Source organism: Burkholderia cepacia GG4 (assembly GCF_000292915.1).
Taxonomy (GTDB): domain Bacteria; phylum Pseudomonadota; class Gammaproteobacteria; order Burkholderiales; family Burkholderiaceae; genus Burkholderia; species Burkholderia cepacia_D.
The window spans coordinates 2033577-2057996 of sequence record NC_018514.1 but is presented as its reverse complement, the minus strand read 5'-3'; the positions used below and the strand labels follow the sequence as shown (position 1 = coordinate 2057996).

General features: G+C 66.4%; 21 protein-coding genes. 11 read left to right on the top strand and 10 right to left on the bottom strand.

The window, feature by feature from the left end:
- Positions 1 to 28 precede the first annotated feature (28 nt).
- Positions 29 to 931: a hypothetical protein gene (locus tag GEM_RS24845; protein WP_187293256.1), complete on the bottom strand. Its 903-nt coding sequence runs from the start codon at positions 929 to 931 to the stop codon at positions 29 to 31.
- Between the two features lie 738 nt (positions 932 to 1669).
- Here GEM_RS24845 and GEM_RS24840 point away from each other — a divergent pair.
- The 5 genes from GEM_RS24840 (at position 1670) to GEM_RS24820 (ending at position 7301) form a co-directional block, all read left to right on the top strand.
- Positions 1670 to 2911 carry a Crp/Fnr family transcriptional regulator gene (locus tag GEM_RS24840; protein WP_041491011.1) on the top strand — a complete coding sequence of 414 codons (1242 nt, stop codon included), beginning with the start codon at positions 1670 to 1672 and terminating at the stop codon, positions 2909 to 2911.
- Positions 2912 to 2934: 23 nt separating this feature from the next.
- The gene (locus GEM_RS24835) at positions 2935 to 3699 is read left to right on the top strand and encodes a flagellar motor protein (RefSeq protein WP_014900167.1); all 765 of its coding nucleotides are present in this window, start codon (positions 2935 to 2937) and stop codon (positions 3697 to 3699) included.
- Positions 3700 to 3717: 18 nt separating this feature from the next.
- Positions 3718 to 4398: an OmpA/MotB family protein gene (locus GEM_RS24830; protein WP_014900166.1), complete on the top strand. Its 681-nt coding sequence runs from the start codon at positions 3718 to 3720 to the stop codon at positions 4396 to 4398.
- A 149-nt stretch (positions 4399 to 4547) separates the two neighbouring features.
- Entirely contained in the window at positions 4548 to 6410 is a 1863-nt protein-coding gene (locus GEM_RS24825; protein ID WP_014900165.1) for a methyl-accepting chemotaxis protein, read from the top strand.
- Positions 6411 to 6512: 102 nt separating this feature from the next.
- Entirely contained in the window at positions 6513 to 7301 is a 789-nt protein-coding gene (locus tag GEM_RS24820; protein ID WP_014900164.1) for a hypothetical protein, read from the top strand.
- 121 nt (positions 7302 to 7422) lie between these two features.
- On the opposite strand, the gene wecB is transcribed toward GEM_RS24820, so the two are convergent.
- Positions 7423 to 8640, bottom strand: coding sequence for a non-hydrolyzing UDP-N-acetylglucosamine 2-epimerase (wecB, locus tag GEM_RS24815; RefSeq protein WP_014900163.1), 1218 nt, complete (start codon positions 8638 to 8640; stop codon positions 7423 to 7425).
- 1276 nt (positions 8641 to 9916) lie between these two features.
- On the opposite strand from wecB, the gene GEM_RS31980 reads away from it, so the two are divergent.
- Genes GEM_RS31980 through glmS form a run of 3 tightly spaced genes read left to right on the top strand, consistent with a single transcriptional unit; the run spans position 9917 to position 13043 of the window.
- Entirely contained in the window at positions 9917 to 10090 is a 174-nt protein-coding gene (locus tag GEM_RS31980; protein ID WP_014900162.1) for a hypothetical protein, read from the top strand.
- The gene (locus GEM_RS24810; RefSeq protein WP_041491010.1) at positions 10090 to 11178 is read left to right on the top strand and encodes a hypothetical protein; all 1089 of its coding nucleotides are present in this window, start codon (positions 10090 to 10092) and stop codon (positions 11176 to 11178) included. Before GEM_RS31980 ends, GEM_RS24810 begins: the two co-directional genes overlap by 1 nt.
- Positions 11179 to 11225: 47 nt before the next feature.
- On the top strand, positions 11226 to 13043 hold the full coding sequence (gene glmS / locus GEM_RS24805; protein ID WP_014900160.1) for a glutamine--fructose-6-phosphate transaminase (isomerizing): 1818 nt from the start codon (positions 11226 to 11228) through the stop codon (positions 13041 to 13043).
- Positions 13044 to 13107: 64 nt separating this feature from the next.
- Here the strand turns inward: glmS and GEM_RS24800 are convergent, their stop codons facing one another.
- The 3 genes from GEM_RS24800 to GEM_RS24790 form a co-directional block, all read right to left on the bottom strand.
- Entirely contained in the window at positions 13108 to 14349 is a 1242-nt protein-coding gene (locus GEM_RS24800; protein ID WP_014900159.1) for a metal-dependent hydrolase family protein, read from the bottom strand.
- A 13-nt stretch (positions 14350 to 14362) separates the two neighbouring features.
- On the bottom strand, positions 14363 to 15679 hold the full coding sequence (locus GEM_RS24795; RefSeq protein ID WP_014900158.1) for an MFS transporter: 1317 nt from the start codon (positions 15677 to 15679) through the stop codon (positions 14363 to 14365).
- Between the two features lie 123 nt (positions 15680 to 15802).
- Positions 15803 to 16714: a LysR substrate-binding domain-containing protein gene (locus GEM_RS24790; protein WP_041491009.1), complete on the bottom strand. Its 912-nt coding sequence runs from the start codon at positions 16712 to 16714 to the stop codon at positions 15803 to 15805.
- Positions 16715 to 16905: 191 nt separating this feature from the next.
- Here GEM_RS24790 and GEM_RS24785 point away from each other — a divergent pair, with 191 nt between their 5' ends.
- Together GEM_RS24785 and yfcF are read left to right on the top strand one after the other, a co-directional pair.
- Entirely contained in the window at positions 16906 to 17316 is a 411-nt protein-coding gene (locus tag GEM_RS24785; protein ID WP_041491008.1) for a TIGR02594 family protein, read from the top strand.
- A gap of 113 nt (positions 17317 to 17429) precedes the next feature.
- Positions 17430 to 18062: a glutathione transferase gene (gene yfcF / locus GEM_RS24780; RefSeq protein WP_014900155.1), complete on the top strand. Its 633-nt coding sequence runs from the start codon at positions 17430 to 17432 to the stop codon at positions 18060 to 18062.
- A gap of 108 nt (positions 18063 to 18170) precedes the next feature.
- Here yfcF and GEM_RS24775 read toward each other — a convergent pair whose 3' ends face one another.
- The 5 genes from GEM_RS24775 to GEM_RS24755 all read right to left on the bottom strand — a co-directional run bounded on the left by GEM_RS24775 (position 18171) and on the right by GEM_RS24755 (position 23849).
- A complete protein-coding gene (locus GEM_RS24775) occupies positions 18171 to 19625 on the bottom strand; it encodes an efflux transporter outer membrane subunit (RefSeq protein WP_014900154.1) in 1455 nt (484 codons plus the stop codon).
- Positions 19626 to 19641: 16 nt separating this feature from the next.
- Positions 19642 to 21216, bottom strand: a complete 1575-nt coding sequence (locus GEM_RS24770) for a DHA2 family efflux MFS transporter permease subunit (RefSeq protein ID WP_014900153.1) — start codon at positions 21214 to 21216, stop codon at positions 19642 to 19644.
- 13 nt (positions 21217 to 21229) lie between these two features.
- Positions 21230 to 22321 carry an HlyD family secretion protein gene (locus GEM_RS24765; RefSeq protein ID WP_014900152.1) on the bottom strand — a complete coding sequence of 364 codons (1092 nt, stop codon included), beginning with the start codon at positions 22319 to 22321 and terminating at the stop codon, positions 21230 to 21232.
- Positions 22322 to 22389: 68 nt separating this feature from the next.
- Positions 22390 to 22821 carry a MarR family winged helix-turn-helix transcriptional regulator gene (locus GEM_RS24760; protein ID WP_014900151.1) on the bottom strand — a complete coding sequence of 144 codons (432 nt, stop codon included), beginning with the start codon at positions 22819 to 22821 and terminating at the stop codon, positions 22390 to 22392.
- A 107-nt stretch (positions 22822 to 22928) separates the two neighbouring features.
- Positions 22929 to 23849: a LysR family transcriptional regulator gene (locus tag GEM_RS24755; protein ID WP_014900150.1), complete on the bottom strand. Its 921-nt coding sequence runs from the start codon at positions 23847 to 23849 to the stop codon at positions 22929 to 22931.
- 111 nt (positions 23850 to 23960) lie between these two features.
- On the opposite strand from GEM_RS24755, the gene GEM_RS24750 reads away from it, so the two are divergent.
- Complete coding sequence (locus GEM_RS24750; RefSeq protein ID WP_014900149.1) at positions 23961 to 24389, top strand: MarR family winged helix-turn-helix transcriptional regulator; 429 nt, start codon at positions 23961 to 23963, stop codon at positions 24387 to 24389.
- Positions 24390 to 24420 lie beyond the last annotated feature (31 nt).

Below are 24420 nucleotides of genomic sequence, written 5' to 3'. Positions count from 1 at the left end.
ACGCTGGGGCTGCCGGCGGATGGGGCGATCAGTTGGGCGACTTGAGCGGGAGGATCGTCTGACGCAACAACTGGAAGTAGGAGCTCGTCGAATACGGGACCATCTGCTCGACGTAGTTCCACCAGAAGAATCCGCCGATGAAACGCGGATCGGTCATGCTGTTGACCATCGGGTAATAGGTTTTGATCAGGTTCTGCTGCACCGACGCCGGCGCGGCGGTATCCGACGTACCGATTTCGCCGAAGCCGACCTTCGCGTTCGGGAAGATGCTTTCCAGCGCCGCGAAGTCGTTTTTCCACGACGGATTCAGCCCCGGGCAATCCTGATACGGGTAGTAGCTGAATAGCGCATAGTCGGCCTGCTGGCGAACCGTCGACGACAGGAAGGTCGTCGGCCAGGTCTTCCAGTAATCCTGCGGCTTCTCCCAGCAGTTGGTGCCCTTGCTGTCGTCGTTGTAGTACAGCGTGATCGCCGTCTTGCCGCCGTTCGATTTGACGATCGTGTTGGCCGCGGCGACCATCTGGCCGATCTGCTGCTCTTCCGAATTGACCACGGTGTTCGTGCCGCTCGGGTCGGTGCGCAGCCATTCGCCGTTGATTTCGTTGGCGATCTCCCACACGTCGACGGTGTTCTTCAACTGCGACACCAGTTCCTGCGTTCGCGCCTTGTACGTCGCGAGATCCGTCGGGAAATAGTAAGAATCGTAAACTTCGCCCATCACGTACGCGACTGCGTGCAGGCGCAGCAACGGTGCGTAGTAGTCGGTGGCCGGCGTACCCGGATCGAACACGACGCGCACGGTCGGCCGGTACGGCAGGTTCTGCAGCGACGCGATGATCGCATCGAGTTTCGTCAGGTCGTCGAGCGTGACGCCGTAGACCGGATTCTTCAGGGGTTCGACCTGGGCTTGGGCGGACTGGGATAAAGGCATGAGCCCAGCATAAGCAACGCATGCGGCGATGGCCGTGCGCGAGATAGTTTTCTTCAGTTCAATCAAAACGTCATTCCATCTTAAAGTAAGAAGAAGCGGGATTTTAAACGAAAATAAAAGGTAATTATCGGACGATATGAGAAGTAACGGGGGCGGATGGTGCGTCGGGCATTTGTTTCGGGATGCTGCCGCGAGATAAACGCAGCATCCCGAAACAAATGCCCGACGGCATCGGTCGGGCTGGTGGGACGGTCGAACGGCGGTCCCCGTCATTGCCCGGCTTCCGGCTTCCGGCGGGCGATCGGGCAGGCGAGTTGCGATCGGGCTAAGGCACGGCAACCCTGCCATGTTCACGATCGGCCGCACCGTTCGCGACAGCCGTTCGTTGATCCGATGTTTCGGCTCATTCTCATCCCACCGGCATCGAGACCAGCGTGTCGGCGAACCGTCTCGGTTTCGTCCCGGGATGCCAGGGAAGGGGGGCGGCGGCGATTGCGCGGTCCGGACAGACCCGTGCTTTCGCTCGGGTCGCACTCGGCTGTGACCGTATCGAATCGAATCTCTCGACGATGCGCGGCGATCCGCAAACGTTTCACCTTGATTTTCGCTGGAAACGAGTACGAATCCCCTAAAGGATGCCGGTGCCGATGACGTTAAACGGGCACGGGGATGACCGTCGATCGCATGCCTGCGACATGCGACGCGGTCTGCAACAACCAGCGCAGCAGGGGAACCAACTTGAATCGTCAGCAATCGTGGACGCGTACGGCCGCGCCCGGCGAGATCATCTACTCGGAGGGCTTCGCCGGCGAGCCCGTCATCTTTCTGATCGCCGACGGCAAGGTCGAGCTGTCGACGCGCTGCGACGACAAGCGCGTCGTCGTCGCGACGCTCGGGCGCGGCGAATTCTTCGGCGAATCCGCGCTGCTCGCGTCCGAGCCGCGCGCGCATACCGCGAAGGCGCTGTCGTTCTGTCAGCTCACGGTCGTGCCGGCCGCGCTGCTCGACGAGGAAATCGAGCACGTGTCCGCGCTGCTGCGCCATATCGTGCGCACGATGATCCGGCGCGTGAAGCGCAAGGACGATCAGCTCGCGACCTACACGCACGCGGACTTCATGCCGGGCGTGCTGTCGTATGCGCATGTGCTGTCGCTGATGGCGGGCGCCGAGACGCGCGGATCGGACGATGCGTGGTCGCGGCGGCCGATGCAGGCGCAGGCAGCGGAGACGTCGGTGCCGCTCGCCGACGTGATCCGCCGCTGTCGCGCGATTGCCGGCCATTCGCGCCCGCACGTGCTCGCGATGCTGCGTCGCATGGAGAAGCTCAATCTCGTCACGATCGAAGCGGCACAGGCCGACCATGCCGGCGGTGCGGCCGATTATGCGGGTTCGTCGGATGCGCGCCAGGTCGTCACGTTCGACGCCGCGCGCGTGATCGATCGCGCGCAGCAGGTCGCCGATCACGATCTCGACCTGTCGATCAACAGCGAGCTCGAGCTGATCGAGCTGGCCGATCTTGAAGCGTTGATCGGCGTCGACCGGAAGCTGCTGCTCAACAAGCTGTCCAACGGCGAGATCGCGGAAGAGGTGTTTGCGTTCCGCAAGTCGAAGGTGCTCGGTTACGTCGAGCAGCAGGGCGTCGCGTATTTCTCGCGGCGCAACCCGCGCGCTGGCGGCGACGTGCGCGCGCTCGAGGATCTCGTGTTGATCGACCAGCGCACGCTGTTCGACGTAATCAGCGCGTTCGATACGTACGATCTCGCGAAGCTGGTCGCGAGCCTCGACGATCGCGCGGTGGCGGACAAGCTGTTCTCCGTGATGACGGAAGCGCGGCGCAACGAGGTGTCGTGGGTGATGCGCCGCGAGTTGAAGCTCGATCCGATCGAGCTCGAGGAGATCGAGCGGCGCGTGCTGGATGCAGTTCGCGCGGCCAAGGTGCCGGCGGCTGCCGCGCCGTTGGCATCATCTGACGACGCATAACGCGCGATTCGACGGAGACGCATATGGACCTGTTGACACTGGCCGGCGTGTTGCTCGGCGGCGCGGCCATCGTGTTCGGCTTCGCGCTGGAAGGCGGACATTTTTCGACGCTGTTCCAGTTCGAGGCGTTCGTCATCGTGCTCGGCGGTACGCTCGGCGCGGTGATGATCCAGAACACGTGGGCGCGCTTCTTCGATGCGGTGAAGCAACTGCGGCTCGCGTTCGTGCGCGCGCAGGAAGTCGATCGCAAGCACCTGACCGACCTGCTCGACTGGGGCGATCGCGCGAAGCTCGACGGGCTGCTCGCGTTCGAATCGATGGATGTCAGCGGTATTCATCCGTTCGCGCGACGCGGGCTCGAACTGCTCGCGAACGGGGTGTCGACCGCGGTGCTCGAGGATGCGCTGCAGCGCGATCTCGACGCGTACGAGCGCAGCCGGCTGGCAGCCGCGCGCGTGTGGCAGCAGGCGGGCGGTTATGCGCCGACGTTCGGCATCCTCGGCTCGGTGCTCGGGCTGGTGCAGGTAACGAGCCACATTCTCGAGCCGGCGCAGCTCGGGCCGGGCATCGCGGTCGCGTTCATCGCGACGCTCTACGGCCTCGCGTTCGCGAACCTCGTGTTCCTGCCGCTCTACGGCAAATTGCGCGCGCAGATCGACAGCGAGCTGCGGTTTCGCAAGCTGTACCTCGACGGCCTGCTCGCGATCTCGCGCAAGGAATCGCCGCATACGATCGAAACGCGTCTGACCGGCGACGTGCGCGGCCGCGCGGCCGAGTCGCTCGCATGACGCAACGGGAGCTTCGACATGACGGCTCGAACTGACGCGGCGCGTGCCGGCTCGGCCGCCAGCGATCGCGATGACGATGAAGCCGAAGGCACGCAGTCCGGACGCTGGCTGATTTCCTACGCGGACCTCATCACGACGCTGATGGTGCTGTTTCTCGCGCTGTACGTGCTTCAGCTCGCGAAATACAACGCGCTCGATGCGCGCTATCAGACGCTCGCCCGGCACGACAGCGGCGCGGCAGGCGCAGCGGATTCCGCCGTGCCTGACCGCGCGCCCGCCTGGCTCGCGTCGCTCGATGCGCTGAAGACGAACGGCCGCATCTCGCTCGTGCGGGCGCCGCACGGCATCGAGATCGGCATTGACGCGAAGATCCTGTTCAACGTCGGCGATGCACGGCTGCTGCCCGACGCGGCGCCCGTGCTGAGCCAGATCGCGCAGGTGCTGAGCGCGCATGCAACCGGCGACATCCTCGTCGAAGGGCATACCGACAGCGTGCCGATCGCGAACGCGAAATACGAATCGAACTGGGAGCTTTCGTCCGCGCGCGCGGGCAGCGTCGTGCGCTACCTGGCCGATCGCGGCGTCGCGCCGCACCGGCTCGCGGCGATCGGCCGGGCCGATACGCAGCCGCTCGTCGCGGGCGACGATGCGGCCGCCCGGGCGCGCAACCGGCGGGTGACGATCTTCGTCGCGTATTGATCGCGCGCCCCTCGACGGGCTGGCGACGCCCGCCCGTCAGCGATATATCCGATCCGACATGAGGGACATGTGAAACCCGCGATGCGATTCCGCGCGGGCATGCCGATAACCCAAACTGGCTCAGACCGAGCGGTTATCGAGGGTTCCCCATGCATTTCTGGCGCAAGCTTTCCATTCAGAACAAGCTGATTCTCAGCATGACGAGTTGCCTGCTCGTGTTCGTCGCGATTTCAAGCGGGTTGAGCGTCCGTCTGATCGGTACGGCGGTACGCGATCGCGTCGTCGGCGAGGAGTTGCCGACGGCCGTCAACGGCATCCGCGCCGACGTGCAGCGGCAGCTGGCCGGACCGATCGCCGCGTCGCGCATCCTCGCGCGCGATGCGTTCCTGCTGCAGTGGGAAGCCGACGGCGAACCCGATGCCGGCACGCGCAACTGGATCCAGCTCGCGAAGAACGTGAAGGACGAGCAGAAGGCGGCGTCGGTGCAGTGGGTGTCGGTGAAGAGCGGCAACTACTACAACGAAGCCGGCCTGCAGCGGAAGGTCAGCGACCGGGATCAGTGGCTGACGCGCTTCCTCGCGTCGGGCAAGACGTACGACGTGAACATGGATCGCGAGGTCACGCTCGGCGGCTACATGATGTTCATCAACAGCCGTGTGGAACTCGACGGCGCGCCGATCGGTGCGGCCGGCATGAGCCTGTCCGTCGATGCGCTCGCGAAGGGCATTGCCGCGTACCGGATCGGCGCTAGCGGGTTCGCGTATCTCGTGCGGCCGGACGGCGTGATCATGATGCATCGCGAGACGTCACTGATCGACGGCAAGCATTTCCTGAAGGACGAGCCGGGCCTGCCTGACGATGCGTCGTCGACGCTGCTCGCCGGCAAGCCGTATGCGTACCTGGGCTACGCTGGCGACGGCGGCGCGCGTTTCATCGCGACGTCGTTCATTCCGGAGCTGAATGCCTATGTCGTGGTCGAGGTGCCGCAGGCGGAACTGCTCGGCCCGGTGACGCGCGCGATTCGCAGTGCGGCGTTGGTTGCCGCGGTGGTGGGCCTCGGTGTCGCGTTGATCGTGATCTGGCTGGTCGGGCGCGCGATCGCCGCGCCGATCCGGCGCGCGGCGACACTGCTGGCGGAGATTGCGAGCGGCCAGGGCGACCTGACGCGCCGGATGACGGTCGAGAGCCAGGACGAGATCGGGCAATTGTCGGACGCATTCAACCGCTTCGTGTCGTCGTTGTCGACGCTAGTGCACCGGATTCGCGCGGCTTCCGCTTCGATCGCGACCGGGTCGGCGCAGATCGCGTCGGGCAACGCGGATCTCAGCGAACGGACCGAAGGGCAGTCGAGCAACCTCGAGCGCACGGCTTCGTCGATGGAGGAAATCACGGCGGTCGTCAGGAACAACACCGAGACCGCGACCACGGCCGCGAAGCTGATCACCGGCGCGTCGGATACGGCGGCACGCGGCGGGCGGGTCGTCGGCGAGGTGGTGAGCACGATGCAGCAGATCAGCGACGCATCGCAGCGGATCTCCGAGATCATCGTGATGATCGACAGCATCTCGTTCCAGACGAACATTCTCGCGCTGAATGCGGCAGTTGAAGCCGCCCGGGCCGGGGAGCAGGGGCGCGGATTCGCGGTCGTCGCGTCGGAAGTGCGCAATCTCGCGCAGCGCAGCGCGCAGGCGGCGAAGGAGATCAAGGCGCTGATCGAGCATAGCGCGGGGACGGTGAGTACCGGATCGCGGCTCGTCAGCGAGGCCGGGAAGGTGATGCGCGATGTCGTGTCGCAGGTGCAGGGCGTGAGCGCGATGATGAGCGAGATCGCCGAGGCGAGCCTGGAGCAGAGCGCCGGCATCGACCAGATCGGCGACGCGGTGCAGTCGCTCGATCAGATGACGCAACAGAATGCGGCGCTGGTCGAGGAAAGCGCGGCAGCGGCGGAGAGCCTGAAGCAGCAGGCGGCGGACCTGACGCGACTGGTATCGGCATTCAAGGTGGACGAATGAGGTACGCGCGACGTTAGAATGACGCGTATCGGAGGGGACGGCTGGCGTGGGCTTGCGGCAGCCGTTTTACTTGTCGGCGCGGGATTCGGTGACGTCATAAAAATGAAGCGCAATTCAAGATTGAAGATCGGGGTGGGGGCGGTGGTGCTCGCGGCGGTGATCGCCGCAGTCGGAGCGAAGGTGATCGCATCGCCGGCGGATTCGTATCTTGCCTACCGCAAGAAGGCGACGGACGCAGTGGCCGCGGCCCGGATGGAGGATCGGGCGGATCTCGACAAGCAGTACACGGCCGACGTGAATGCGCGGCTGGCAAAGCTGATCGGCACGGTCAGGGCGAAAGGGTTTGCCGCGAAGGCGGAGAGCACCGTGCAAAGCGTCGTCGCCGACGACGGGATGCCGCCGGGGCCGGACGGCTTGTCGTTCAGGTCGGCCGACGGGAAGATGAATCTGTTCGTGACGACCGTTCCGCTGTTGAAGGCCTGGGCGCGTTCGGTCGATGCGGGCATCAAGCCGACGGACGACGTCGCCGCCATTCTCGACAATGAAACGCTCTATACGGACGTATTCGGCGACGACGCCGCGGCGTTTCGCTTCGCCGAGTTGCCCGTCAAGCGGCAGCCGGCCGATGGGGTCGTGAAGGCGCTGCTGCTGGGTGAAAGCCAGGATGGAGTGCCGGACGGGCCGGGCACGTTGGCCGTGTCGGTCAGGCAAGGCGAGCGGGTTTATATCCTGTGGAAGGACCTGACGCTTCGGCCAATCGCCGCATGCAGTCCGGCGCGGGTTCCCGAGGCGGCGCGGCAGGCGTGTTTCGCGAAACAGGTGGTTGCCCAGCGGAGTTACCCGCGGCTCACCGCGCAGGCGCAGTCGATGGCCGATGCCGTGGTCCGGTAGCCGGCTGCAGCGGTCGGCGATCGTGTAGTGCGGCCCAACGGCGCGCGTCGACGGTTGCGTCGGACGGCGACAGCATGCGTCGCCGTCCGCCGGCGTTTGGCCCGGCACCCGATGCGGGTCTTCAGGGCGTGCGCAGCGCCTGCAACCCGAGCGTGAGCGCGTTGAACGGCATCTCCGCGGCGCCCATCGAGAAGCTCGTCGTTCTCGCTCCCGCCCCTGGCGTATGCATCAGCGCATGAACGATCCGCTCGCTGGCATGACCGTCGCCATACGGATTGCTCGCGTGCGACATTTCCGCATAAGCGCTCTCGCTGTCGAACAGGCGCGACGCCTCCCAGACGATGCGCTCCTGATCCGTACCGACGAGCCGGGCGGTGCCTGCCTGGATCGCCTCGGGTCGCTCGGTCGTGTCGCGCGTGACGAGCACCGGCTTGCCGAGCGCCGGCCCTTCTTCCTGGATACCGCCCGAATCGGTGATGATGAAATGCGCGCGCGACATCAGGAACACGAACGAAAGATATTCCTGCGGTTCGATCAGGTAGATGTTCGGCACGTTGCCGAGCAGCGCGCGCGCCGGCTCGCGCACGTTCGGATTCATGTGCAGCGGATAGACGAACTGCGCGTCGCGATAGCGGTTCGCGAGCGTGCAAAGCGCCTCGCAGAAGTGCTGGAACGGCTCGCCGAAGCTCTCGCGGCGATGGCCCGTGATCAGCACGACGCGTCGCGACGGGGCGAGGAACGGGAAATGGGCGGCGACCTTGTCGTTGAGCGCGGTATCGTGGTCAAGCATGCGCTTGACGTCGTGCAGCGCATCGATCACGGTATTGCCGGTCATCACGACCGCTCCCACCGGCACGCCTTCGCTGAACAGGTTCCTTCGCGCCCGGTCGGTCGGCGCGAAATGCCATGACGAAACCGCGTCGGTCACACGGCGATTCAATTCCTCCGGCCACGGCGACCAGATGTCGCCGCTGCGCAAACCCGCTTCCACGTGCCCGACCGGCAGATAGCGATAGAACGCCGCGAGGCTGACCGCGAGCGTCGTGGTCGTGTCGCCGTGCACCAGTACGACATCCGGATGCAAGTCTTCGAAGACCACGCCGATCGCGTGAAGAATGCTGGTCGTCACGTCGGTCAGCGTCTGGCTCTGGCGCATCAGGTTGAGATCGTAGTCGGGCTTGATGTCGAATAGCGTCAGCACCTGATCCAGCATTTCGCGATGCTGGGCGGTGACGCATACCCTGGCGTCGACATCCTTGCGTGCTTGCAACGCGCGGACCAGCGGTGCCATCTTGATGGCTTCCGGCCGAGTCCCGAACACAAGCAAGATCTTTTTCATCGTGATCCTCGTTGAGCTTCTTTGCGCCGGAAGGTCCGGCTCCTGGCACCAAGCATGTATGCAGACAGCGCGTCTTGTCCCCGCAAGCGGTCACGCCGGTCCCGCGACATGCAGCGGTTTTGCAGGGCGAGCGCACAGTGCTTGTCCGCGCGATCTCCGCCACGCAATCGCCGGACTACGGTCGCCCCCTTGCACCTCGTCAATCACGTCATGAGCGTTCCTCGCTGTGTCGTCGGCCTCGCCGGTCGGTCAAGCTGCGTACGTCGCCGCATCGCGGCGCACCCGCACGTGTTCCAGTTCCAGATAGAGCAATATTCAAACCAGTGGCGCTGCGCCCGGGCCCGGTTCGCTCCGCACATGCGGATCGCTACGGAACGTTTCACAATTGCGACGAGCGCGATAGCGGCGGGCTGCCGCGATGCAGATATACGTCTGACCACTCGCACCGTCGATTCGGTCACGTCATTCGAAGAACGTCGACGCGTGTCGCGCGCTCGCTGCCGATTGAGTGGCACGAGCCGTATCAGTCGCCTTGAATCGATTCGATGTACGAATTTTGTCTGGGCAATGAACGGGACATCGTCGATTCTCCGGTTACGATCCCGCGGGGAGGATTTACCTCATGCACAGCGTTGCGCACATCGTCGGGTTCGGCGGGCATGAAACGTTACGCATCTGTAACGTAAGGCCGGAACGGGCCGGTCAAATCCGCACGGCGGCCAGTCGATGTGCGCCGAGATCGGCATGCGTCCGTGCCGAACCGAGGCCATGCAATGCAACGGCTGCCCGCAGCGGATGGCTTCCAGAAGGGGTGTTGCGCAGGATGTCCGCGCTCTGCGGGCACAAGATCCACCGCTTGGGGGGGAACCATGATTCGCGGGTGAATCAAATTCCCGCGCTCCGTGCCCGGAGCGAGTCGATCTTGCATACGCAGGCTCTTGCCGCACGGGGCAGGGCGATCCATGGCTCATCACTTGCTTGTTTCAGGAGGACGGGCGTGTCCCCACGCGTTTGAGCGACGACGGAACGACGGGGACGCCAGGACAACGAGTCCGGAAGGCGCGGCGACACGCGCCGGGTTGGCCAGCGTGCAGGCTGTGCGTGACCGGACATCGCGGCTGGTTGCCGACGCGGTGGAGCGTGCCGGCCACTAGGCCGATGTCGATGCGCTCGCGCCCGCCAAACGAGGGTTCACGACGGCGGAGTTAACGGTGACGCGATCGCGCAGACACGACCGCGCACGGTTCGTGAACGGACAAAGGGTAGGAGACGTGTCATGTGTGGCATCGTCGGCGCGGTCGCGCAACGGGACATTGTTCCCATTCTGATTCAGGTTCACTCGTACCGCCGTGAACTGAGCCACACGGTCGACACGTTCGCCGGGCGCGACGCGGCCAACGCCGCGCCCGGCGATGATTTCACAGGACTGCCGCGCAGGAGCCCCCGATGATGAACCGGCCCGCGCTTTTCTCGGTCGCACGCGCGTGCGTGGCTGCCACCGTCAGGCTGTGCCGTTTGGGGCGCGTCGCGTGTTGCGTCGCCGCGTGCTGCCCCGTGCTGCACGCGGGCGCCACCGAACTCCAGCTCGACGGGCTGTATCAACGCCCGGACGGCGCGATCACCGTGCGCCTGAACGGCGCCGGCATCGATCCTTATTTTGCGGCGAAGGCCCTGCTTGCCGCTGCCGACACCCAGATGGACGCCCGTCACGCGGCACTTGCGTGGATCGCATGGGTGTTGCCGCGTCAGCGTCCGGACGGCGGTTTCGATCGCTACTGCGTGAAGGACGGCCAGACCAACCCGTGTGCGGAAGCCGACGCGGACGACGCGATGATGGCGACCTGGATCGAACTGCTGTCGCGATTTGCGCCGCCCGACGGGATGCCCGCCGCGTGGGAGCTCAGCCTGACTCGCGCGAGTGCGCACCTGGACGCGTTGCTCGACAAGACGAGCGGCGTCTACGAGATCTCGTCGTCGCTGCACGTCGCGCTGCTGATGGACAACGTGGAGGTACACAGCGCGTTCCAGGCGCTCGCCGCGTATTACGTGCGCCGCGCCGGGTACGCGCGCGCGGGCCCATGGAGCCAGCGCGCCGACCGGCTCGCGGCGTCGATCCTCAAGGTGTTCTGGCGCGGCACGCAATCGGGCTTTCGCGCAAGCACGGAAAGGATCAGCGACACGAGCTTCTATCCGGCGAAAGTCGCGCAGATCTTCCCGATCCTGTCCGGCATTCAGGTTCCCGACCGGTCGAGCGAGACGATCTATGCGCAGTGGATGCAGAAGTACGGCAAGACCTGGATGCAGCTCGCCGGCTCCGATTTTCCGTGGGGGCTGATCGCGCTGGTCGCGTACAAGATGAATGACTGGAGCACCGTCGCCTGCTGGTATGCGCGCTCGGCTCCGTATCGACACGGCACGCACTGGAACGTGCTGGAGGAGTCGCTTTACCTGGCATTTGAAAGCCGGATGACCGATCCGCTCGCACCCGCTCAATGCGGCTTCACGACGGCGTCGGCAGCGGTGACCGGATCGCGCTGACGCAACGGCGCACGGTTCATGACTGAACAAACGGATGGAGGCGTGTCATGTGTGGCATTGTCGGCGCGGTCGCGCAACGGAACATCGTTCCGATTCTGATTGAAGGTTTGCGCCGCCTCGAATATCGCGGCTACGATTCGTGCGGGGTCGCGACGGTCGTCGACGGCCAGGCGCGCCGGGAGCGCAGCGTGTCGCGCGTCGCCGATCTGGACGCGCACGTGCGCAGCGCCGGCCTGGCCGGCAGCACCGGTATCGCGCACACCCGCTGGGCGACGCATGGCGCGCCCGCGACCTGCAACGCGCATCCGATTTTCTCGCGCGACGAAATCGCGCTCGTGCACAACGGCATCATCGAGAATCACGAAACGTTGCGCAGGCAACTTGCTGACGAGAATTACCAGTTCGATGGCCAGACCGATACCGAGGTCGTCGCCCACCTGATCCACAGCAAGTATCGCGGCGACCTGCTCGCCGCCGTGCGCGATGCGACGTCGCAGCTGCACGGCGCCTATGCGATCGCGGTGTTCAGCAAACACGAGCCGCAGCGGTTGATCGGCGCGCGAGCCGGCTCGCCGCTCGTCGTCGGCCTGAAGGACGGCGAATGCTTTCTCGCGTCCGACGCGCTCGCGCTCGCCGGCGTCACCGATCGCTTCATCTTTCTCGAGGAAGGCGACATCGTCGAGCTGACGACGGGCGGCGTGCGGGTCCTCGATCGCGGCGGCAAGCCGGTCGATCGTCCGATCCAGACCGTTGCCTCGACGCAGGGCGTGGTCGAGCTCGGCCCGTACCGGCATTTCATGCAGAAGGAAATTTTCGAGCAACCCCAGGCCGTGGCCGCGACGATCCCTGATGCGGGGCTGTTCGATCCGGCGGCGTTCGGCCCGGACGCCGCGCGGGCGTTCGAGCAGATCGACAACGTGCTGATCCTCGCGTGCGGCACGAGTCACTATTCCGGCCTGACCGCCCGCCGCTGGCTCGAAACGATCGCGCGCGTGCCCGCGCAGGTCGAGATCGCGAGCGAATACCGCTACAGCGATGCGCTCGCGCTGCCGAATACGCTGGTGGTCAGCGTGTCGCAATCGGGCGAGACCGCCGACACGCTCGCCGCGCTCAAGTATGCGCAGGCGCTCGGTCATATCGATACGCTGGCGATCTGCAACGTGCCGACCAGCGCGATGATGCGTCAGACCGGCCTGCGGTTCCTGACGCGGGCCGGCCCGGAAATCGGCGTTGCGTCGACCAAGGCGTTCACGACGCAGCTCGTCGCGCTGTTCATCCTCGCCGTGACGCTCGGGCGCCTGCGCGGCTACGTCGACGACGCGCAGCTCGCGCGCTATACGACGCAGCTGCGGCGGCTGCCGGCCGCGCTCGAGGACGTGCTCGCGCTGGAGCCGCAGATCGAGCGCTGGGCGGCGGAATTCTCGCGGCACGAGAATGCACTGTTTCTCGGGCGCGGGCTGCATTACCCGATCGCGCTCGAAGGGGCGCTGAAGCTGAAGGAGATTTCGTATATCCACGCGGAAGCGTATCCGGCGGGCGAGCTGAAGCACGGGCCGCTCGCGCTCGTGACCGACGCGATGCCGGTCGCGACGATCGCGCCCAACGATGCGCTGCTCGAAAAGCTGAAATCGAACATGCAGGAAGTGCGCGCGCGGGGCGGGCAGCTGTATGTATTCGCCGATGCCGACACGCGGATCGACAACGGCGAAGGCGTGTCGGTGCTGCGGATGCCGGATTACTACGGGCTGTTGTCGCCGATCCTGCACGTCGTGCCGCTGCAGCTGCTCGCGTATCACGCCGCGTGCCTGCGCGGCGCGGATATCGACAAGCCGCGGAACCTCGCGAAATCGGTGACGGTGGAGTGACGGGAAGGGCGCCGGCCGCCTCGGGGCGGCCGGTCCCGGGTTGCCGGCCGGCCCGCGCAAGCGGTCAACGCAAAGCCGGCCGGGCCTTCGCGATTTTGCCTCGCTGCAACACGTACGCGACGCTCTCGCCATCCCCCGCGACGATGCCGATATCGTCGAGTGGATTCCCGTCGAGCACGACGACGTCCGCGATCGCGCCTGCGGCGATCACACCCAATTGCCCCGACATGTTGACGATCTCGGCCGCCACCGTCGTCGCCGACCGGAGCGCCTCGAGATTGCCCAGCACTTCGGCCCGGATCCGGAACTCCCCGCACTGAAACGCGTGCATTTCGCCGAGCAGGTCGGAGCCGAAGCCCATCTTCACGCCGGCGTTCGCATAGATTTCCAGCGACTCGCGTCCTTTCTGCTGCACGGAGGCCACCTTGGCCACCGACTCCGCCGGCATCCCGAACTGCGCACCGTGTCTGGCGAGCGCGTCATACGTGACGAGCGTAGGCACGACGAACGCGCCGCGCTCGTGCATGAGCTTCGCGGCCGCCTCGTCGACGAGATTGCCGTGCTCGATCGTCCGCACGCCGCACCGCACCGCTCGCGCGATCGCTCGACCCGTGTACGCATGGGCCATCACGTAGGTATTCGCGGCGTCGGCTTCATCGACGATCGCGCGGATCTCGTCTTCCGAGTACTGCGTGTTCGCGATCGGGTCGGTCGGCGAAGCAACCCCGCCCGAGGCCATGATCTTGATCTGCGTCGCGCCTTTCTGAATCTCTTCGCGCACCGCGAGCCGCACGCCGTCGACGCCGTCGACGACCCGGGCAATCGCCCCGGTGCGAAAGCAGCACGAACAAGGTTCCAGCAGATCCCCGCGTGGCCGGAAATCGCCGTGCCCGCCGGTTTGCGACAATGCCTTGCCGGACGGAAAGATGCGTGGCCCCGACACCAGCCCCGTCTCGACTGCCTGCATCAGGCTCCAGTCCGCGCCGCCCGCGTCCCGCACGCTGGTGAACCCGCGCGCCAGCATCGCATCGAGAATCGGCAGCGACCGAATCGCCGCGAGAATGTTCGGCTGCGTCGCATTGGCGCCCAGGTTCGCATTTGACGCGAGCACGTGCACGTGGCAATCGATGAACCCCGGCATCACGGTCTTGCCGCGCACGTCGATCACCTGCGCATTCGGCAAATCGACGGGTCGATCGGTGACTTCGACGATGCGCTCGCCGTCGATCACGACGTGATGATGTTCGAGCAACACGCCACGTTCGAGGTCGAGCACGTTGCCGCCCTGAAGCACGGTAATGGTCATGGGGGAAAGATCCTTATCGAGTCGTTGACGCGTTGCGCCGCGTGTCCTTCACGAAGCGCGTGCCGACGAGGCTGACCGCGGCCGCGACGGTCACGTAGAGCGCGGGCGCCATGTTGCTGCCCGTGCGGGCGATCAGCCACGTCATGAGGAACGGTGCGAACCCGCCGAAGATCGTCACCGCGAAGTTGTACGCGACCGACAACCCGGTCGACAGCACCTTGGTCGGAAACAGCTCGGCGAACGCCGCGAGAATCGGCCCCGTATAGGTGGCGATCAGCACGCCGAACACCGCCTGGAACACGATCAGCGACCCGAAGCCGGGCGCATGGTTGATCCACGCGAACATCGGCCACGCGAGCGCCAGGATCGCGAGCGCCGAGCCGGACAGGAACACGCGCCGGCCCCACGCGTCGGCGAGCTTGCCGACGATCGGCGAGCAGCACATGATCATCAGCCCGCCGACCATGCCGGCCGCGAAGCCGGTCGACTGCGGCAGGTGCAGCGTGCGTACCGAATAGGTCGGCATGTAGAACAGCAGCACGTACGTGCAGACCGTCCACAGGATCACCATCGAGAAGCTTGCGAACGTCTCGCGCGGGTAGGTGGACAGCACGTCCTTCAGCGGCGAGCTTTCCTTCGCCTGTGCTTCGACGGCACTGAACGCGGGCGTTTCGTCGAGATGGCTGCGGATGAAATAGCCGACCGGCCCGACCACGATCCCGAGCAGGAACGGCACCCGCCAGCCCCAGCTATGCAGCGCCTGCGCATCGAGCGACGTCGTGACGAACGTACCGGTCGCGGCGCCGAGCAGCACCGCGAAGCCGATGCTCGACTGGATCCAGCTCGAGTAGTACGCGCGCTTCTCCGGCGGCGCGTATTCGGTGAGGAACGCGGTGGCGCCGCCCATCTCGCCGCCGGCGGAGAAGCCTTGCAGCAGGCGCGCGACGACGATCAGCAGCGGCGCGGCGATGCCGGCCTGCTCGTAGGTCGGCGCGAGCCCGATCAGCGCGGTGCCGAGCGCCATCATCAGGATCGTCAGCGACAGCGCGGCCTTGCGCCCGACCTTGTCCGCGTAGACGCCGAGCACGATGCCGCCCACCGGCCGCATGAAGAAGCCCACACCGAACGTCGCGACGGTGAGCAGCACCGAGGTCAGTTCGTTGCCGGTCGGGAAGAACAGCTTCGCGATGATCACCGCGAAGAAGCTGTAGACGGTGAAATCGAACCATTCGAGGCCGTTGCCGATCACGGTCGCGACGATGGCGCGGCGGCGTTGCTGGGTGGCCGCATCGACGGAACGCGCGGCGCGCGGGGAAAGCGTTCCTTGCATGGTCTCTTCCTTTGTCAGAAGACGGGACGGGTGTCCCGCGTGAACCCCATGCTAAGGACAGCCGGATTATTTTCTGAAACGAAAGATTTGCATGCACGCATGCGCGCAGCGCATGCATCGCGGTCACGGCGCGGTCTGCTGGTCCGCCTGTTCGAACAGCCAGCGTGAAAACAGCCGCGCCGCCTGGTTCTGTGCGCGGTCGTTCGGCGAGATCACGTAGTAGCCGCCGCCGTGGCTCGCGGACGCCTCCGTCACGCGCACGAGCAGGCCGGCCTCGATGCACGCGTCGATCATGTAGCGCCAGCCGAGCGAGACGCCCTGGCCGAGGATAGTCATCTGTACGATCTGCGGATACGAGTTGATCGTGATGTCCTGCGGCTGCGCCTTCTGCCGGTCGACGTCGTTCATGTCGAACCATTCGGACCACGACATCCATTGGCGTTGCCCGTCCTCGAGGCGCAGCAGCGTCTCGCTCGCGAGGTCGGCCGCGGTCAGCGTGCGGCCGGCCAGGTAGCCGGGCGCGCAGACGGGGAAGACTTCCTCGTCGAACAGGCGGCGCGCGGTGTACTCGGCCGGCGCCTGCTGGCGCACGTAGTAGACGCCGACGTCGAATTCCGCGGGCGACATCGACGCCAGGCCGTCGCGCACGATCACGCGCAGCTTGATGTTCGGATACGCGGCGCGGAATTCGGGCAGGCGCGGCGTGAGCCACAGCAGCGCGACGCCGGACGAGCATGCGATCGTCAGTTCGAGATCGCCGTACGGCTTCATCACGTCGTGCGTGGCGTCCGCGCATTGCGTGAGCAGATGATGAACCTGCGTCGCGTATTGCTCGCCGGCGATCGTCAGCCGCAGCGAGCGGTGTTCGCGGACGAACAGCGAGCGGCCGAGGAATTCCTCGAGCTGCTGGATCTGGCGGCTGATCGCGCTTTGCGTCAGGTGCAGTTCGACCGCGGCCTTCGTGAAGCTCGCGTGCCGCACGGCGGCTTCGAACGCGACGAGGCACTGAAGGGGCGGCAGGGGCGTGATGCGCATGGCGGGCGTGAGGGTCGAGGTCGCTGCCGACATGATACGGGCGTACGGGCTGGAAATCGCGTGCGGGAAAAGGCGCTGCCGGCTGACCGTATTCGTGCGAAGATTGAGCGACATTCCACCCGCATTCCATCGAGACCGTCGTGACCCGATCGAACCCCGAGGGCAACCCGCAAGCCGGCCATCCGCCGTGGATGCCGGTCGCGCTGGCCGAGCTGGGCATCCGCCGCTTCCCGCCCGGCAGCATCAATCCGCGCATCGTCGAATACAACAACCACACGAACCTCGTCGGCTACGACGACAAGATTTCGTGGTGCTCGTCGTTCGTCAACTGGTGCATGACGCATGCCGGCATCCGCGGCACGGGTTCCGCGCTCGCGCGTTCGTGGCTCGAATGGGGGCGGCCGCTGGAGCGTCCGGCATACGGCTGCATCGCGATCCTGACGCGCGACGATCCCGCGGGCTGGAAGGGCCACGTCGGGTTCTACCTGCGTCACGACGACGAGCGCGTGTATCTGTTCGGCGGCAACCAGCTCGAGGAAGTGCGGGAACTCGCGTACCCGGTGAGCGAGGTGATCGGATACCGGTGGCCCGTCGCCGGCTGACCGTGCCGGCTTGTCCCGCAGCGAGGCGGTCGCACACGCCGCATTGACCCACCCGGAGTTCGCCGGCGCGCCAACCCGCGCTGCCCGAGCTTCGAACCCACAAGGAGCCTGCAGTGCAAAACGGTAATCTCCGCCTGTACGCGGATGCGCAATACACCAGCCCGTACGCGATGTCCGTGTTCGTCGCGCTCGAGGAAAAATCGCTGCCGTACGAACTCGTGACCGTCGATCTCGGCAACCGCGCGCATTTCGCGCCCGACTATGCGGCGACGTCGCTGACGCAACGCGTGCCGACGCTGGTGCACGACGACTTCGCGCTGTCGGAATCGTCGGCGATTGCCGAGTATCTCGACGAGACCTTCCCGGGCGCGCGGCTCTATCCGGCCGAGCCGCGCCCGCGCGCACGGGCGCGCCAGGTGCAGGCGTGGCTGCGCAGCGACCTGATGCCGATCCGCTCGGAACGGTCGACCGAAGTGCTGTTCTACGGCCCGTCGAGCGAGCCGCTGTCGAGTCTCGCGCAGGCCGCCGCGCAGAAGCTGTTCGCGGCGGCTGACAAGCTGCTCGCGCCGGGCGCCGCGCACCTGTTCGGCGACTGGAGCATCGCCGATGTCGACCTCGCGGTGATGCTGAATCGTCTGGTGCTGAATGACGATGCGGTGCCGCAGCGCCTCGCCGACTATGCGCGCGCGCAGTGGGAACGGCCGTCGGTGCAGCGCTGGGTGAAGCTGAAGCGGCCGCCGTTGTAATGCCGGGTGGCGGCCGGACGTTGCGGCGGCCGCGTGCCTCGGCCGACGGCCCGCCCGCACCGAAGCCGGCTTGGAGGGGGCGAGGCCGGCGTCGGATGGCGGTCGCGGTCAGTTCTTCGCGACAGCGGCAGTCACGGCCACGGCCGCCGTCTCCGGCCCACCCGCCGCATCATTCCTGCTCCATCCACCGCCGAGCGACCGATACAGCGCGACCGCCGCCAGCGCATGCTCGCGCTTGACCTGATTGAGCGCATCCGAGTCCCGCAGGTACACCTCCTGCGCGGACAGCACATCCAGAAAATCCGTCGCGCCGCCCTTGTAGAGCTGGTTCGCCAGGCCGAGCGCCTTGTCCGAAGCCGCCAGCGCGCTGTCGAGCCGCTGCGTCGCCTGATCGTTGCTGACGAGGTTCGCGCGCGCATCCTCGACTTCCCTCAGCGCCTGCAGCATCGTCTGCCGCAACCCGAGTTCCGACTCGCGCATCCGGCTTTCGCTTTGCGTGATGTCGGCCGTGATGCGCCCCGCGTTGAAGATCGGGCTCGTCGCGCTCAGTGCCGCGCTGAACAGGTTGTCGGTCAGCGTCGGCAAGCCGAGATACGACGCCGCGAGAATCCCGTCCGTCAGGTTCAGCGAGAACTTCGGATACCGCTCGGCCTTCGCGACGCCCACTTGCGCCGCGCGCCGTTCGACCTGCGCGTAAGCGGCGAGCACGTCCGGCCGGCGCAGCAGCGCCTGCGAGGGCAACGTACCGGGCGACCCGGCCGGCGGCGCGGGAATCTCGCCGCCCTGTGCGAGCACGAGCCGATCGACCGATTCGGGCGTGCGCCCCGAATACACGGCGATCAGGTTGAGCTGGTGCGCGATCTGCGCCTGCGTCGGCGGAATCCGCGCTTCGAGCGCATCGAGCTGGTTCTGCGCGCGCGTGACGTCGAGTTCCGTCGATAGCCCGAACGCCTGCCGCTTGCGGGTGAGTTCGAGCGCATGCTGACGGATCTTCGCGTTGTCCTGCAGGATCTTCAGCTCCTGCTGCGCCCAGCGCAGGTCGACATACGCGGCGGCCGCATCGGCCGCGAGCGCGAGCCGCATTGCGTCTTCCGCATGCTTTTGCCCGACCAGCTCCGCCTGCGCGGCCAGCAGGTCGAGCCGTTCGCCGCCGAACACGTCCGGCGACCAGCTCAGCGCGAGCCCCGCGCCGGCCTGCCGCACATAGCCGAGCGGTGGCGGGGTGTTCTGGCGCGCGTCGGCCGCATGTGCGGTCGCGTCAAGTTCGGGCAGCAGCACCGCACGCTTCTGCACGGTCAGCGCCTGCGCCTGCTTCACGCGTTCGGCGGCGGCCTGCAGATCGAGGTTGCCGTCGAGCACGGTCGCGATCAGCCGGTCGAGCACCGGGTCGTGGAATTGCGCCCACCACGCGGCGGCATCGGCGTCCGTGCGCGGCACGTCGGTATCCCACGCGGCGGGTGCGAGCGATTGAACGGAATCGTGCAGCGCGGGATGCTGCGCGGGCTGCACCGCGCAGCCGGCGGCGAACGCGCTGACGGCGAGGGCGACGAGTAGTTTTTTCATGATGATGACCTCGGCTTCAGTGCGCGTCCGGCGGCGGCGCGTTCAGGGTGATGGGACGCGAAAACGCGACGGCAATCAGCGCGACAACGAAGCACAGCGACAGCGCGTAATACGCATCCGCGTAGGTGAGCGTCAGCGCTTCGCGATAGATCAGGCGATGCAGGTTCGCGAGGCCCGCCTGTGCGGTATTCAGCGTATTGCCGGCCACCGAGGTCCAGTACGCGGCCTGGCGATCGAGCAGCGACGCGACCTGCGGCTCGCCGGCGCTCACGTGCTCGTTCAGGCGCAGGTAGTGGAAGTTCAACCGGTCGTTGAGCATCGTCGCGCTCACCGCGATGCCGATCGCACCGCCGAGATTGCGCATCAGGTTGAACAGGCCGCTCGCCGATTTGAGCCGCGACTGCGGCAGCGAGCCGAGCGCCATCGTCACGATCGGCGGCACGCTGAACTGCTGGCCGATGCCGCGCAGCGCCTGCGGCAGCAGCAGCTCCCGCCAGCCCCAGTCGTGCGTGATCGGCGTATAGAGGTAGCAGCCGAGGCCGAAGCACACGAGCCCGAATACGAGCAGCGCGCGCATGCTGAAGTAGCGTGCAGCGAACGCATACACGCAGAGCGCGAGCAACTGGAACGCACCGACCGACAGCAGCGCGATGCCGATCTGCAGCGAACTGAACGCGCGCACCTGCGCCAGGAACAGCGGCGTGAGGAACACGGTCACGAAGATGCCGATGCCCGTCACGAACGACAGCAGGCTGCCGATCCCGAAGTTGCGTACGGCGAGCGCGCGCAGGTCGACGATCGGATCGTCGGCGGTCAGCGCGTGCACGATGAACAGGAAGCCGCAGATACCGGAGATCCACGCGCAGATGACGATCGCATCGTCGCTGAACCAGTTCTTGCGCGGGCCTTCCTCCAGCACGTATTCGAGGCAGCCGAGGAAGCCCGACATCAGCACGATGCCGAGATAGTCGCCGCGCTTGATGAGGCTCAGGTCGGGTTCGTCGATATGCACGTAGCGCGGCACCAGCGCGGCCACGGCGATGCCCGGCACGAGGTTCAGGTAGAACAGCCAGTGCCACGACCATTGATCGGTGATCCAGCCGCCGATCACCGGCCCGATCGCCGGTGCGAGCGACGCGAGCGCGCCGATCGTCGTCGATGCGATCAGCCGTTGCTTGCCCGGGAACAGCACGAACGCGGTCGTGAACACGGTCGGGATCATCGCGGCGCCGAGCGCGCCCTGCAGCCCGCGAAACAGGATCATCGAGTTGATGTCCCACGCGAGCCCGCACAGCATGCTCGTGATCGTGAAGCCGATGGCCGAGGCGACGAACAGCCAGCGCGTCGACATCACCTTCGACAGCCAGCCCGACATCGGGATCACGATGATCTCGGCGATCAGGTAGGCCGTCTGCACCCACGACAGCTCGTCCTGGCTGGCCGACAGGCCGCCGCCGATGTCGCGCAGCGACGACGCGACGATCTGGATGTCGAGCGTCGCCATGAAGAAGCCGACGCACATCAGCGCGAACGCGAAGACGCGCTGCTTCGTCGGTTGCGACGCGGGGTCGCCGGAGAATGCGGTGGTCATCGTCGGCTCCCGTTCAGTTCGCGTGGTCGGTGTGCACGGTCACGACCGCGGACAGGCCGGCGCGCAGCACCTGTTCGATGCCCGGCTGCGAGTCGAGATGCACGCGCACGGGTACGCGCTGGACGATCTTCGTGAAGTTGCCGGTCGCGTTCTCAGGCGGCAGCACGCTGAAGGTCGCGCCGGTCGCCGGCGCCAGGCTGTCGACGCGGCCGTGCAGGCGCGTGCTCGACGCATCGAGCACCACGTCGACGCGATCGCCCGCGCGCATCTTGCGCAGCTGGTCCTCCTTGAAGTTCGCATCGATCCACAGTCCCGCCGCGGGCACGACCGTCAGCAGCGGCACGCCGACGTTCGCGAGCATCCCGACGCGGCCCGTGCGGTTGCCGACGGCGCCGTCGACCGGCGAGCGGATCGTCGTGTATTCGACGTTGAGCGCCGCGACGCGCTGCGCGGCCAGCGCGGTGTTCACGCGGGCCCGCGCATCGGCGAGCTGCGCGCCGAGCACGTCAAGCTGCCGCTTCGACTCGAGCAGCGCGGCGTCGCTGCGTTCGACGGCTGCGCCCGCCTTCGAATAGTCGGCGTCCGCGCGTTCGACGATCTGGTTCGACACCGCATCGGATTTCACGAGTTCGCGGTAGCGCACGCGATCGGATGCGGCGCGGGTGAGCTCGGCCGACGACGCGTTCTTGTCCGCCGCGTGCTGGCCGATCACCGCGTATTGCAGTTGCTGCTTCGCTTCGAGCTCGGTCACCGCGGAGCGCGCGCTGTCGACTTCTGCGGTGGCCTGCGCGAGTTTCGCATCGTAGTCGCGCGCATCGAGCTGCACGAGCACGTCGCCGGCCTTCACGCTCTGGTTGTCGGTCACGAGAATCCGGTCGACGAAGCCGCTCACCTTCGGCGCGAGCACCGTGACGTCGCCGCCGACATACGCATCGTCGGTGCTTTCCTGGAAGCGCAACACGAACAGCCAGTCGAGCGCCGCGGCCGTGACCGCGACGACGACGGCGGCCACCGCGATCCGCATCCACGGCACGCGGCGGCGCTGCTTCGCGGGCCGGTCGATTGTGGCTGCCTCGCGGGAGGCAGCGGCTTGGGTCGTTTCCATCGATTCACCTATGTATATGCACTGATTGAGGCGATCGACGACGCAGCGTCGATCGGGGAAGTCGTTGGTCAGCGTTCCGGCAGGTTGTGCGTGATCCGGAACAATTCGTCTCTGAGGCGGGCCGCCTGGGTCGGCCCGAACCGCTGCTCGAACGCTTCCTGCGCGGCGAGCCAGTGCACATGCGCGTCGGCGACCTTCGTCTCGCCGTGCGCGGTCAACGCGAACGTCTGACGGCGGCAACGCGGTTCGATCAGGCCCGCTACCAGCGCCGCACCGATCAGCGGCTTGAGCGCGCGCAAGAGCGCGGTGCGCTCGATCACCAGCACGGTCGACAGCGTCGCCATCGTCAGGCCCGGACGCTCCCGCAGCAGCGCGAGAATGCTGTACTGCGACGGCGTGACGCCCGCCCGCGACAAGTAGCGCTCGTAGAACTGCGAGATTCGCCGGGCGGCTTGCCGGACCGCGAAGCAATCGTCATCGGTGAGCGTAGTCTTGTGCATGTGCACATATTAGGTGGCGCGATGGCCGGAAGCGAGGGGCGGCGCAGGATCAGATTGGTGTCGTGGCTGTACCAATCGGCGGCAGGCACGCGCGGCCGCGCGCCGGATCAGGCCGCCGCCGGAACGATCCAGCCTTCGCGATCGCAGTACGCGGCCGTGTAGTCGATGAACGCCTTGACCTTCGCGGGCAGCAGCGCACGGTTCGCGTAAGCGAGCTTGATTTCCACGAACGCATCGACGAGATCGGCGCCTTCCAGCAACTGCACGAGCGCGCCGGACGCGAGTTGGGCTTCGACGAGCGTTTTCGGCACGACGCCGATACCGAAGTCGTGCATCACCATCTCGCGGTTGAAGACGGGGCTGTTCGACGAGATGTCGAAGCGGAACGGCACGGTCAGCGTGTCGCCGTCGACGCGGAACGACAGCGCCGGCCGGCGCAGCGACGGCGACAGCGGCACGAACGGATGATTGGCGAGCTCGGCCGGCGTTTCCGGGCGCGGATGCGTGCGCAGATACGCGGGGGTCGCGACGATCACCACCGGAATGCGCTCGACCAGCCGCACGACGGTCGTCTCGCTCGTCAGCATGTACGGCACGACGATGCCGATGTCATAGCCTTCGCCGACCAGGTCGACGGGGCGTTCGGTCAGCGTGACGTCGAGGCGCACCTTAGGATGCGCGGCCTTGAAGCCGGCGATCAGCGGCACGAGCCGGTTCAGCGCGGCCGTCGTATGCGCGACGAGACGCAGCAGGCCCTCGGGCTCGCGGGTGTGCGACTGCGCCTGCGCTTCCAGCGAATCGAGTTCGTCGAGCACGGCCGCGCAGCGCTCGTAGATGCGCTCGGCGGTTTCGGTCAGCGAGACCTGGCGCGTGGTCCGGTGCAGCAGGCGGCTGCCGAAGCGAGCCTCCAGATCAGCGACCGCCCGCGAGACGACCGGCCGCGCGAGGCCATGTATGTCGGCGGCGCGCGTGAAGCTGCGCATCTCGACCACCGACCGGAAGATCCGCAGCTTGTCGATGTAGTCCATGTCCGTCTCCTCGAGGCGATGGCGGGGCGCCCGATCCACGCGGCCGGCCCCGGCCCTGTTACGGCGGAGTGTACATTGACTTTATGCATATGCACATATAAATTGCCGATCATGAACGATATCCAGATGGCCCAGGCCTGCAATTGCCTCGCGCTGCGTCAGGCGGCGCGCTTCGTCACGCAACTTTACGAGCGTCATCTGGCCCCGGTCGGTGTGACGCCCGCGCAGTTCTCGATCATGGCGAACCTGTCGCACCGGCCCGGCCTGGTGATGAGCGAACTCGCCGACCGGCTGGTGATGGATCGTACGACGCTGTTGCGCGCGCTGAAGCCGCTGCAGCGTGACGGATTCGTCGCCGCGGCCGCATCCGAGCATGACGCGCGCGCGCATGCGCTCAGCCTGACGAAGCACGGCGAGCGTACCTACGCGCAGGCAAAGGTCGCGTGGCAGGCCGCGCAGGACGAGTTCGAGACGCAGTTCGGCCGCAGCCGGGCCAAGGCGCTGCGCGACGAGTTGTTCAGCCTGACGGCGCTCCGATAGGTGCACCGCGCGCGGTAGTATTACAAAAGCG